We start from the raw sequence: 12,839 nt of genomic DNA on the forward strand, positions 1-12,839 counted from the left end.
GATATGTTACAAGAAATTAAATAAAAAAGTATGTTTTTTTTCTCGTTGGCTGTTTTGTAAGAGATTACGGTTTTGATTTTTTGATAATTTTAACAATTAAAAAATGTGCTTTTTTGTCAAATTGAAACTCTTTTTCTGAATTTAATATGTTTTTGATTTTCTCTAATTGATGAATAAGCAGTATCTTTGCTCACTTTAAAATAAGTTTACATGTCATTATCACAAATTCTTACACCTTCTATACAAAAAGCAATACAAGCATTATTTGATGTTACTGTTGATAAAATCGAGTTTCAAACTACTAGAAAAGAGTTTGAAGGAGATATTACAATGGTAATTTTCCCTTTATTGAAAGTCATCAAAAGCAATCCGGCTGAATTGGGAAATAAAATTGGAAATTATCTAGTTGAGAATGTTTCTGAGGTTGCTCGCTTTAATGTAGTTTCTGGTTTCTTGAATATTGTTATTTCAGACAGTTATTATGTGAATTTCTTTAACGGAATAAAAGATCAAAAACAGTTTGGTTTTGTAGCTCCAAATCCGGCAGAGAAGGCAATTATGGTAGAATATTCTTCTCCAAATACCAATAAACCTTTGCACTTAGGACACGTTCGTAACAATTTGTTAGGATATTCTGTTGCAGAGATTTTAAAAGCTTCTGGTAAAAAAGTGCATAAAACTCAAATTATCAACGATAGAGGAATTCATATCTGTAAATCAATGCTAGCTTGGGAAAAATTCGGAAACGGAGAAACTCCTGAAACATCTGGTTTAAAAGGGGACAAACTAGTAGGTAAATACTACGTAGAGTTTGATAAAGCTTACAAAAATGAAATTAACGGTTTAATAGAAGCTGGAAAAACAGAAGAAGAAGCCAAAAAGCAAGCTCCAATCATTATCGAAGCGCAAGATATGCTTAAGAAATGGGAAGCTGGTGACGAAAAAGTAATTGAGCTTTGGAAAAAAATGAACGAATGGGTTTATGCAGGTTTCGCAACAACTTACAGTAATCTTGGAGTTAATTTTGATAAATATTACTACGAAAGCAATACCTATCTTTTAGGAAAAGATGTTGTTCAGGTAGGTTTGGATAAAGGCGTTTTCGAAAAAGATCCAGATGGTTCTGTTTGGATTGATTTGACAGACGAAGGTCTTGACAGAAAAATTGTTTTACGTTCTGATGGAACAGCGGTTTATATGACCCAAGATATCGGAACTGCAATTCAACGTGTTAAAGACATGCCAGATGTCGGGGGAATGGTTTACACTGTAGGAAATGAACAAGATTATCACTTTAAAGTATTATTCTTAATCTTACAGAAATTAGGTTTTGACTGGGCTTCAAGTTTATATCACTTATCATACGGAATGGTAGATTTACCTTCTGGAAAAATGAAAAGCCGTGAAGGAACAGTTGTCGATGCTGATGATTTGATGCAAGATATGACCGATACAGCCAAACAAATCGCAGAAGATTTAGGGAAATTGGATAGCTATTCTGCCGAAGAAAAAGCAATACTGTATAAAACAATTGGATTGGGAGCTTTAAAATATTACATTTTAAAAGTAGATCCTAAAAAACGTATCTTGTTTAACCCAGAAGAATCTGTAGATTTCGCTGGAAATACTGGGCCGTTTATTCAATACACCTACGCTAGAATTCAGTCTATAATCCGTAAAGCCGATTTTGATTTTTCTAATAAAATTGAAATCGAAGAATTGCATGAAAAAGAGAAAGAATTGGTAAAACAAATCGAGCTTTTCCCAGAAGTAATTCAGAATGCGGCTCAGAATCATAGCCCAGCATTAATTGCTAATTATACGTACGATTTAGTAAAAGAATATAACTCTTTTTACCAATCAGTACATATTTTAGGAGAAGTTGATTTAACGAAAAAAATATTTAGAGTGCAGCTTTCTCAAAAGGTTGCAGAGGTAATCAAATCAGCATTCCAATTATTAGGAATTGAAGTTCCAGAGAGAATGTAAGGATTAAAGCTTAAGAATTTTAAAGCCAATAGTTTTTGAACTATTGGCTTTTTTTATTGCTTTTTTGGCTTATACGGTAATATATTCGGTTTGATTCTGTATTAGTTTTGCATCAGATTTCTCAGTATTAAATTACATAGTCATTAAGATACTTCCTAATATTCGTTTTTTAACTATTTTGAATTAGTAAGCTTTTAGTATAAATGATACAGGATTAAAACCATCTAGCAATAGGTGGTTTTTTTGTTTATTTTAATTATTTGTAAGTTTAGTATTATGTTATTAGGTGTTAAATAAGTGTAAAATCTTGTTAAAATTAATTTAATTTTATAAGTTGCGCCCCTTAATTCAAACAAACTATAATGAAAAGAAAATTTAAAGGATTTGCAATTCTTGTGTTTTTGTTAACTGCTCAATTGTTTTTTGCGCAGGAAAAAACAATTTCAGGAATTGTATCAGATGCAAGCGGACCAATTCCAGGTGCAAATGTTATGGTAAAAGGAACTAGCAATGGAGTTCAAACCGATTTTGATGGAAAATACAAGATTAAAGCAAAAACGGGAGATGTTCTGGTTTTTTCTTACATGGGGATGAAAGATCAGTCGGTTACCGTTGGAAATTCATCTTCTGTAAATATTAAAATGCAGGAGGGTGGAGAACAATTAGAAGAAGTTGTTGTTCAGGTGGCTTATGGAAAAGCAAAAAAAAGTTCTTACACAGGATCAGCAACTCAAATTAAATCAGAACAGCTTGAGAGTAGACCTTTAACGAATGCTTTATCTGTTTTAGAAGGTAGTACTTCGGGAGTACAAATTCAAAGTTCGGCTGGTCAACCTGGGGCCGCACCAGAAGTGAGAATACGTGGATTCAGTTCTATAAATGGATCAAATACTCCACTTTATATTGTTGATGGAGTTCCTTACGCAGGAGATATCAGTAGCTTAAATTCAAGTGATATTGAAAGTCTAACTGTTCTAAAAGATGCTTCTTCAACTTCTCTTTATGGTTCAAAAGCTGCAAATGGAGTTATTATAATCACTACAAAAACAGGAAAGTCATCAAAAGATAAGTTTTCATTAAATATGAGTACGGGAATGACTTCTCGTTCAATTAAGGATTACGAAAGAGTGAATGCTTTTGATTATTATCCTCTAGAATGGGAGGCGATTAGAAATAGTCGTCCTATGGCAAACCAATCTCAAATTGATGCAGCTAATGCTTATGCTTCCACAAGAGTACCAGTTGTTCTAGTTACAAATCCATTCAATGTTCCTGCAAATAGTATTGTTGGAACAGATGGAAAATTAAATCCAAATGCTCAATTGCTTTATCCACAAGATTTGAATTGGGAAAAACAATTGGAAAGAGCTGGAGTTCGCCAAAATGTAGATTTTTCTTATCAAGGAAAATCGGAAAAATCAAATTATTTCGCTTCTCTCGGTTATTTGAATGAAGAAGGATATATACAAAAGTCAGGTTTCGAAAGAACTACAGGAAGATTAAATCTTAATACAAGTCTAAAAGATTGGTTCAAAACAGGAGTAAACATTTCAGGAGCTTTAACTAACTCTAAATTAGGGACCGATGGTGTAGAAAATACAAGTTCTTTCAAAAACCCATTTAGAACAATAAGAACGATGGGGCCTATTTACCCAGTTTTTGATCATACCGCCAATGGAGATTATGTCTTTGATGATAATGGCGATAGAGTTTATTCAACAACTAGGGGGTCGGGTGCTTCTAATGGACGAAATGTTGTTTATGAAACTTTAAATGATACTGATGTAGTAAAAGGATTAGCGCTTTCTGCAAGAACATTTTTTGAAATAACTTTCCTCAAAGATTTTAAGTTCACCACAAATGCCTCAATCGATAAAACATATTCGAATAGAACCTATTCTTATAATACTTTAATTGGAGATGGGGCGCCAACAGGATTAATTGGAAAGGATGATAAAATTTTAACAGGAGTTACATATAATCAGTTACTTAATTATTCTAAAAAAGTTGGCAATCATAATTTTACGGCACTTTTAGGTCATGAAAGTTTCGATTATGAAAGAAATTGGAGTACGGGCACTAAAACCGGTCAGGTAGCTCCAGAGATTATAGAGTTTGTTAATTATGCGACTACAACAGGTTTGAATTCTTATACGAGAAATTACGCTACCGAATCATATTTTTCTAGAGTTGGGTATGACTATGATGATAAATATATTTTTTCAGCATCGTTACGAAGAGATGGATCTTCAAAATTTGCTAAAGATAATCGATGGGGAAATTTTTGGTCTTTTGGAGGAGCTTGGGTAATCTCTAAAGAGAATTTTTTAAAAGAAAAAACATGGATTAATGACTTAAAATTAAGAGCATCTATTGGAGAAGTTGGAAATGACTCACATACGATTAGTGATACAAATGATGCAGGTTCGCAAATCAATGGCTTGAATTATTACGTTAGTCAGAATACTTATAGTTTAGGATATGATAACGGAACAGAAGGCGGTGTGTTAATTTACGCTGCAGGAGCACCTAATCTAAAATGGGAAGTCAATACTCAGAAAGATATTGCAGTAGAGTTTGGATTATTTAAAAATAGATTAAAAGGTAGTTTTGAGTATTATAATAGAAATACTGATGGGTTAATTTTTGCAGTTCCAAATCCCTTATCATCTGGTTTGGATAACAGAATGGAAAATATAGGTTCAATGGTAAATAAAGGAATTGAGATTTCTTTAGATGGTGCAATTATCAAAACAAATGATTTTTCTTGGAACCTAAATATTAATGCATCAACTATCAATAATAAAATTACAAAGTTGCCTCAAGGGGAAATTATTGATGGGACGAAGAAACTTTCAGTAGGACATTCAATTTACGATTATTGGCTAAGAGATTGGTATGGTGTGGATCCAGCAGATGGATATGCTTTATATGTAGCTGATCCACAATTTGTGAACTCTGGAGATAGTACTATAAGAGTTGTAAATGGAGTAAATGTAACTACCGATCAGAATAAAGCTTTATACCATTATGCTGGTTCAGCAATTCCAGATTTATTTGGAAGTTTTGGGAATACATTTAAATACAAAGGCCTTCAATTAGATGTTGTTTGTACTTACCAAATAGGAGGACAAATGTATGATACAAATTATTCTGTTTTAATGCACACTGGGAATAGTTACGGATCAGCATTTAGTACTGATATATTGAATAGGTGGCAAAAACCTGGGGATATTACAGACGTTCCGCGATTAGATGTAAATAGAAATACTCAATCATCTGCCGCTTCAGACAGATGGTTAAAAGGTTCTGATTATTTATCATTAAGACAGATTAATTTATCTTATAAAATGCCAAAAGAGTTTATTTCAAAGTTAGAGATAGATAATGCTTCTGTTTATGTTAATGGAGAAAACCTATTGTTGTTTACAAAACGTCAGGGAATGGATCCTACACAAACTTTTAACGGTACAACGCAGAATAGATATATACCATCTAGAGTAATAACATTAGGTCTGAATTTAAATTTTTAACATTATGAAATCAAATTATATAAAATTGATATTTGCATTTGTATGCATAATTATTTTTGGATCTTGTTCGGATGATTTTCTAGATAAAAAGCCAACAGAATTTGTGGATTATGAAGGAGCAACAAAAACAACTGAAAACCTAATGACTCTTTTGAATGGTATTCACAGATCTTTATATATAAGATATGAAGGAAATCAAAATGAAAATGGATTAGGCAGTTTGATGCAGCAGATAGATATTGCTGGTGATGACATTGTTTTCCCTGTTACTAATGGCTGGTATTTGCAAGTTTATAACTGGGCAGCATTCTCTAATGAGAATTCTCAGGATTTAAGATTCCAGTTTAGAACTTATTATAGAATAATTAGAAATGCAAATACTATTATAAATGCAGCAGATGTGTCCATCGGTTCTGATGCAGATAAGAAAATTGTAAAAGGACAAGCTTTGCTTTATAGAGCTTTTTGTCATTATCAATTGGTTCAGCTTTTTGGAGAAAGATATATAAGCGGAATTAATAATTCTCAGCTTGGTGTTCCTATTATTTTGACTGTTGGCAATGATAAATTTCCTCGTTCAACAGTAGAAGAAGTATATGTGCAAATTAATAAGGATATAGATGAAGCAAATGTTTTGCTAGCTGATTACACAAAACCCAACAATTCACATCTTGATTTAAAAGTAGCACAAGGTCTGAAAGCAAGAGTTGCTTTAACTCAAGGGAATTGGGCAGTAGCAGCAAATTATGCGAACAAAGCGAGAACGGGAAAAACGCTAATGTCTGCATCAGATTATGTTGCGGGATTTAATGATTACTCTAATAAAGAATGGATGTGGGGAAGTCATATAAATGAAGTTCAAACTGATTATTTTGGAAACTTTGGAGCATATATGTCAAGAAATTACAACTCAACTGTTATACGTTCGTGCCCAAAAGCAATTAATAGTAAATTATATAATATGATTCCACAAACGGATGTTCGTTCTAAAATATTTGATAAAACAGGAAACCATACAGCTCTTTCATTGCCATCGAATTATGCTAAATTTCCTTACACTAGCCAGAAATTTTTAGCAATAAGTACAGGAGATAGTAGATGTGATGTTCCGTATATGCGAGTTGCTGAAATGTATCTGATAGAGGCTGAAGCTAAAGCGAGACTTGGAGATGCTACTGCAGCAAATGTGCTTTTTGATTTTGAAATAATGAGAGATCCTGCTTATGTTTTGTCTAGTAACACTGGTCAAGCTTTAGTTGAGGAAATACTTTTACAAAGAAGAATTGAATTATGGGGTGAAGGATTTAGATTCTATGATTTGAAGAGAACAAATTCATCATTAGATAGAACTGGTGCAAATCATGATTCAAGTATTGTGAATGGGGTTTTAAGTGTAGACCCTGCAGATAAAAGATGGCAGTGGCTAATTCCTAAAGCGGAAATTAATGCCAATCCATTAATTGTGCAAAATCCATTATAATAAAAATTAAAAAACAAAAAAATCCGGAAGCTTTAAAACTTCTGGATTTTTTTAAATGAATTTTCGTGTAAAAAAGTATTAGCGAGATTTGTGTATGTTGTTTTTATAAGTATGTTTACAGTAAGAAATAATTGATTGTTTTTCAGCTGAAAGTGCCAATAGACAAAGAAGAAAAATCGGCTTACGATACTATAAAATAAATACGAGGAAGCCGAAAATCGTGAGAGTAGGCAAAATTTAAACCCAAAAACAAATGATTAAAAAACCTTTACTTTTAATGATGCTTCTTTTTGCATTTACAGCAACTAAAGCTCAAGATTTAATTAACCCATCTTATGGATTTTCGCACAGTAAAACAGCTTACATTACGCTAGCAGACGGAACAGAAATTAGCGGAACTATTCGTGATATTGATAGAGACAAAGGGTTAATTGAATTTATTAAATTACAAGACGCAGCTGGAAAAAAGCACAAATTAAAACCGGAGGATATTAAGTATATGTACTTACCACCTAGTGGACTTGATAATTTGACTAAAAAAATTGATTTTGGTACAGATTTTCAAAAATGGAACGATGATAAACTGAACCAAGAATACTTAAAGGAAGGTTACGCATATTTTGAAACTGCTGATGTGCAAATCAAAAAGAAAAAATCAAAATTATTAATGCAACTTTTAAACCCTGCATTTAGTAAAGAATTTAAAATATACTGTGATCCACATGCAAAAGAAACTACTTCTTTAGGAGTTGGAGGTATTAAATTTGTAGGTGGAGATGCTAAATCTTACTATGTTGCTAAAAAAGATGCACCTGCATTTTTATTAAAGAAAAAAGAATACAAAAAAGAGTTTGCAACATTGTGGAGCGGATGTGACAAATTAATCACAGCATCTGCAGCAGATCCAAAATGGACAGATTTATCAAGACACGCTGTTACTTATTCTGAGTGTGCTCAGTAATTACTAGAACAAACAAAAAAATCCGGAAGCTATAAAAACTTCCGGATTTTTTATTAACAACTAATTCTAATTACTTAACAAATTTGTCAATGATTTTATCTGTTTCTGCTTTTGCAGTATCTGGTTTCAAATCAAATAAAAGAGAGTAAAGTGCTTTTCTGTCAACTTTTGCCTCTAAGTTTAAATCTTGGTGTCTGTCAAAAAGAGTCTGCCATTTGTCACGAACGTTTTTCCAAAGCGCGTTATTTTCTTTCCACCATTTTTGAGCTGCTAGACATTTAATATCTGGAACTTTAGTATAAACGTCAAATCCTTTTTCTTGTGCTAACAAAACATCTTTTCCAGCATCGTCACGAACCAATTTGTCATTGTCTTGTTCATGATTCCATCCTGTAGAAGTAATTTCATGAATGTTTCTTCTTTTTAATACATTGTAATCGTTACGTTTTGTTTGCTCTCTTCTTGGAAGCGGTGCATCAGCAACGTTTGCCCAATAATCTTGCCCGTCAACGTGAACCCATGTTGAAGACCCTTCATATCTTGGACTATCATCAACTTGATATACTTTTTGAGTCCATTGGCCTTTAACCGCTTTTTTGTCTAACTTTTTGTATTTCCAAGTATTGCCTTTATCAAAAGAGTATAAGTCTGTGTTTTCGTATAGCCAATCTTGTCTCCAGTGCTTGATGATCATATCGTCACTTACAATCAATAAGTGCTGCATTACAATTTTGTTTGGAGTATCTTCTAATAACTCTACCCATTCTAATGCAGATTCGTGTTTTGTTTCAGACGGCTTATAAGTAAGAGTGTCTTTTGGATATGAAAATGTTTCTGTAAAATTAAATTTCACTTCGTAACAACCACACATTGATTTAATTGACTTAATGTCTTGTTGTTTTTTGTCCTGACTAAAACCAAGACTGCATGTTAAGGCCAAAGCGGCTGACATAAAAAGGCTTTTTGAAATCATAACTTATTGTTTTGTTTTTAAATTTTTCGCAAATATATAAATTTTATTTAGAACAATTAAAAATAGTTATATATTTGCATCGATTATTAAGACTGAATAAAAATAATGAAAATTAAAATTACCCTTTTTGCTGGATTTCTATTTTGTACATATTCTTTTGCTCAGCAGAAAGATAGTATTGCTTCTAAGGAAAAGCTTTCTGAGGTTGTTGTTACGGGACAGTTTGAGCCACAATCTATAAAAAAGTCTGTTTTTAATGTTAGAGTGATTTCTAAAGAAAACATAAAACAGCTGGCAGCAAATAATTTGGCTGATGTTTTAAATCAGTATTTAAATATTACTGTGACATCTAATGGAGATGACGGACGTTCTAAAGTCTCAATGTTTGGATTAGATTCTCAATATTTTAAAATTTTGGTTGATAATATACCTTTAGTAAGCGATACAGGAATGGGAACAAATGTAGATTTAACCCAAGTAAACTTAGACGACGTTGAGCGAATTGAAATTATCGAAGGATCAATGGGAGTAACCCATGGAGCAAATGCAGTTACTGGTATTTTAAATATTATTACAAAAAAAGGAGGCGGTTATAAGTGGCAGATTAATGCGACCGTTCAAGAAGAAACAGTAGGTAAAGAGTTTGCATTTTTTGATAAAGGTCGTCATATTCAATCGGCTAAAATTGGTTACAATTTTAATGAAAATTGGTTTATCAATATTGGAGGAAATCGAAATGCGATGGCCGGTTATTATGACGATAAGAAAGGAAAAGATTATGATAAAAATGATGGACTTAGAGGTTATACCCAGCTTCCGAAAGAACAATTGGTTGGGAATGCAATTTTAGGCTACCAAAAAGATGGTTTTAGAATTTTTTACAAATTTGATTATTATGGTGAAGATGTTCACTATTACAATCCACAAGTAAATATACAGGATAATTACCCTTTTCCAGATACTTATTTTTCGAGAGATAAAAGATATATCACCAATCGTTATTACCACCATTTAAATGCCAATGGAAATCTTTTCTCGAAATTAAAATATAATGTTTCGGTTTCTCAACAGAAACAAGAACGTGATTTGGAAAATTTTGTCTACCACATAGATACAAAACAGGAGGTAGATAATCAAAGAGCCACTTATCAATCAAAAGAGGTCTTTTATTCGACAGGCGCACTTAGCAATTTCTTTGATAATAAAAGTGTAGACTTTCAGCTTGGCTATGAAATCACTAACGAGAATGGTTTCTATGACTCTTCAGTTGGGGCATTTAGAGATGATAATCAGCAAGGGGTAGATATTAGAAAGAGACTTGAAAATTATGATATTTATTCAGTTGCAGAAATTGGCGTAAACGAGAAATTCTCCATTCGTCCAGGGCTTCGATTTTCATTTCAAAGCGCTTTTGATAATCAATATGCAAGTTCATTAGGTTTAAGATATCTTTTTGATAAAGGATTAGAAGCAAGAGCTTCTTTAGGTAAATCCTATCGTACTCCAAACTTTGATGAGCTGTATACTTATTTTGTTGATTCAAACCATAATATGCAAGGAAATCCAAATCTGATTCCTGAAAACAGTACGTCGTATGAAGTTAGTTTTAAAAGAGCTTGCTCTTTTGATTCGGGCGCTCAAATATCTAACAATTTAGCGGTTACGTATTTAGATGTTGATGACAGAATTGATATGGTGGTTACACAGGTAACTCCCACTTGGAATTATAGATATATGAACATCAACAAATATAAAATGTGGAACATTTCTACAGTTGAACAATATACTTATAAAAACTGGAATGTAATGTTGGGAGCAGCTGTAGTAGGTATTTCTAGAAAATTAGATTTGGCAGCTGAAAATTTGGTGTCTGATGATAAGTTTTTCTACTCGTTCAGATTAAATTCAAGTATTTCTTATAACATTCCGAAATGGAATACTTTGTTAGCTGTTTTTTACAAATATAATGGACAACAGCAACAATATGTTGCAGGTACTGGTACAGACGGGAAATCGGGTTTCTTCTTAAGTACATTAGAATCTTACAGTTGGATGGATGCTTCTATCCGAAAAGCATTTTTTAAAAATCAATTTGAAGTTACACTCGGAGCTCGAAACTTATTTAACGTAACCAATTTGCAATCTGTGCAAAATGGCGGCGGTGGCGATGCAAGTGGCGGCGCGCATGGAGGAGGAACTTCTAGCGATATGATGCTTGGCTACGGCCGATCTTACTTCTTAAAACTTTCATATAATCTAAATTTTAATTAATAAATCAATACCATGAAAAAAAACTTTATTTTAATATTATCTTTCGTATTGCTTGCCATTGGCGCTTGTAGTAGTGATGATGAAGCAGTTCAAGCCAATGTTGTAGCTTTTGCAGCGACTTCAGTAAATTTATCTGCTGAAACGACTCCAATCGAAATTAAATTTGCTTCTCCAACTGCATCGGCAGGTTCTTTAACTTTAACTTACACTGAAACAGCAGTTGCAAGTGGCACAGATTATAGTACTACGCCAGCAATCGCTGCTGGTAAACTAATCGTTCCTTTTGATCAAAATGTTTCTTCTGTGACATTTACTTTTAAGAAATTAAAAGAAGCTATTGAAGGCGAAGTTAAAAATGTAGTTTTCACTATTAGTAGTGCTTCTATCAATGCTGTGATTTCTGAAAATAAGTCTATTCAGGTAAATTTTAATGAAACTGCATCTTTAGGAAATGCATTGGCTCCAGAAGTTGGAGGTCCTACTGAACCAAATCAAGTTTTTGTTGATTTAAGTAGTGGAAAAATGACTGCTGTTCCTAGAGTTTCATGGGATTTAGGGTTTTATTCTGGAACAGATTTTAGAGTTATAATAAATCATACAGTGAAAATGTCTGCTAAACAAACTGCGAGTACAAATATCGATGAAGTTCAGGAGGAAGATGCAACTATGATTTTCAATCAAGGATCTGGTAGTTCAACTCAAGTAGACGATCCAGCTGGAGATATTACTAAAACTACTATTGCAGCTATCTCAGCGACAGACAGTGAAAATAAAGTTTATGTGATTAACATGGGAAGTAACCCAGCGACAACTAAACCAGAAACTGGAAATGAGGGCACTGCTAATGGACCTTCTAGAGGATGGAAAAAAGTTAGAATCTTAAGAAGTGGAAATGATTATAAAGTTCAGTACGCTGATATTGCTGCAACTACTCATAATGAAATTACTATTACTAAAAATGCAGCTTATAACTTTACATTCTTAAGTTTGTTAGACAAGAAAACAGTTAGTGTTGAGCCTCAGAAAGCACAATGGGATATCAGCTTCACAAGTTTTACTAATACAACTAATTTTGGAACAGGTTTAGTGCCATATAATTTTGCGGACTTCGTTTTAAATAACGTTAAAGGTGGTGCAAGAACTTACCAAGTACTTACAACAGCTTTCGCATATGATGCTTTTACATTGACAAATGTTGAAAGTGCAAAATTCACAGACGATCAAAGAAATATTGGTTCAAACTGGAGAGGAACTGTTTCAGGAACAGATGCAAATGGTAATCCAACTTCGGGATTTGCAGCTAGATCAGATCGTTTCTATGTGGTTAAAGATCCAGCAGGAAATGTTTATAAAGTAAGATTTACAGCTGGTTTAAATGCCGCTGGAGAAAGAGGTTATCCAACATTCCAATATGCGATCTTAAAATAAATTCATAGATGAAAAAATCTAAAGATTATAAAGAATATTTCATTTTAACTTAAAAAATGCTTCGGCATTAAAGTTTAGTTAATCATTAGCTTTGTTTTTTTTATTTTTTTTTGATTCAAGAGGTTAGAAATTCTAACCTCTTTTTTTTGTTCTACTTTCTTGTTAAAATGAAACAGATACAAAATGTTATTCTATCTTTGCACA

The 12,839-nt window shown here is 32.8% G+C and carries 7 protein-coding genes; 6 read left to right on the forward strand and 1 reads right to left on the reverse strand.

From position 1 onward, the window contains the following. Window positions 1-210: 210 nt before the first annotated feature. The 4 genes from argS (at window position 211) to AC3Y25_RS22255 (ending at window position 7,963) form a co-directional block, all read left to right on the forward strand. Complete coding sequence (argS, locus tag AC3Y25_RS22240; protein WP_489904268.1) at window positions 211-1,989, forward strand: arginine--tRNA ligase; 1,779 nt, start codon at window positions 211-213, stop codon at window positions 1,987-1,989. A 362-nt stretch (window positions 1,990-2,351) separates the two neighbouring features. Further along, a complete protein-coding gene (locus AC3Y25_RS22245) occupies window positions 2,352-5,522 on the forward strand; it encodes a SusC/RagA family TonB-linked outer membrane protein (protein ID WP_489904269.1) in 3,171 nt (1,056 codons plus the stop codon). A gap of 4 nt (window positions 5,523-5,526) precedes the next feature. Next, complete coding sequence (locus AC3Y25_RS22250) at window positions 5,527-7,002, forward strand: RagB/SusD family nutrient uptake outer membrane protein (RefSeq protein WP_489904270.1); 1,476 nt, start codon at window positions 5,527-5,529, stop codon at window positions 7,000-7,002. A 253-nt stretch (window positions 7,003-7,255) separates the two neighbouring features. Beyond that, the gene (locus AC3Y25_RS22255) at window positions 7,256-7,963 is read left to right on the forward strand and encodes a hypothetical protein (protein WP_427875162.1); all 708 of its coding nucleotides are present in this window, start codon (window positions 7,256-7,258) and stop codon (window positions 7,961-7,963) included. Window positions 7,964-8,033: 70 nt separating this feature from the next. Here the strand turns inward: AC3Y25_RS22255 and AC3Y25_RS22260 are convergent, their stop codons facing one another. Then, window positions 8,034-8,936, reverse strand: a complete 903-nt coding sequence (locus tag AC3Y25_RS22260; RefSeq protein WP_489904271.1) for a DUF6607 family protein — start codon at window positions 8,934-8,936, stop codon at window positions 8,034-8,036. Window positions 8,937-9,041: 105 nt separating this feature from the next. Between AC3Y25_RS22260 and AC3Y25_RS22265 the strand changes: the two genes are divergently transcribed. Both AC3Y25_RS22265 and AC3Y25_RS22270 read left to right on the forward strand, forming a co-directional pair. Beyond that, a complete protein-coding gene (locus AC3Y25_RS22265; RefSeq protein ID WP_489904272.1) occupies window positions 9,042-11,207 on the forward strand; it encodes a TonB-dependent receptor plug domain-containing protein in 2,166 nt (721 codons plus the stop codon). Between the two features lie 12 nt (window positions 11,208-11,219). Then, window positions 11,220-12,635, forward strand: coding sequence for an HmuY family protein (locus AC3Y25_RS22270; RefSeq protein WP_489904273.1), 1,416 nt, complete (start codon window positions 11,220-11,222; stop codon window positions 12,633-12,635). Window positions 12,636-12,839: the final 204 nt, after the last annotated feature.

The organism is Flavobacterium sp. LK-23 (genome assembly GCF_058135255.1).

Bases quoted from the DNA above. Each gene is read 5' to 3' on its own strand.
- AC3Y25_RS22255 (WP_427875162.1), top strand. From the start codon at position 7,256: ATGATTAAAAAACCTTTACTTTTAATGATGCTTCTTTTTGCATTTACA.
- AC3Y25_RS22260 (WP_489904271.1), bottom strand. From the start codon at position 8,936: ATGATTTCAAAAAGCCTTTTTATGTCAGCCGCTTTGGCCTTAACATGC.
- argS (WP_489904268.1), top strand. From the start codon at position 211: ATGTCATTATCACAAATTCTTACACCTTCTATACAAAAAGCAATACAA.
- AC3Y25_RS22270 (WP_489904273.1), top strand. From the start codon at position 11,220: ATGAAAAAAAACTTTATTTTAATATTATCTTTCGTATTGCTTGCCATT.
- AC3Y25_RS22250 (WP_489904270.1), top strand. From the start codon at position 5,527: ATGAAATCAAATTATATAAAATTGATATTTGCATTTGTATGCATAATT.
- AC3Y25_RS22265 (WP_489904272.1), top strand. From the start codon at position 9,042: ATGAAAATTAAAATTACCCTTTTTGCTGGATTTCTATTTTGTACATAT.
- AC3Y25_RS22245 (WP_489904269.1), top strand. From the start codon at position 2,352: ATGAAAAGAAAATTTAAAGGATTTGCAATTCTTGTGTTTTTGTTAACT.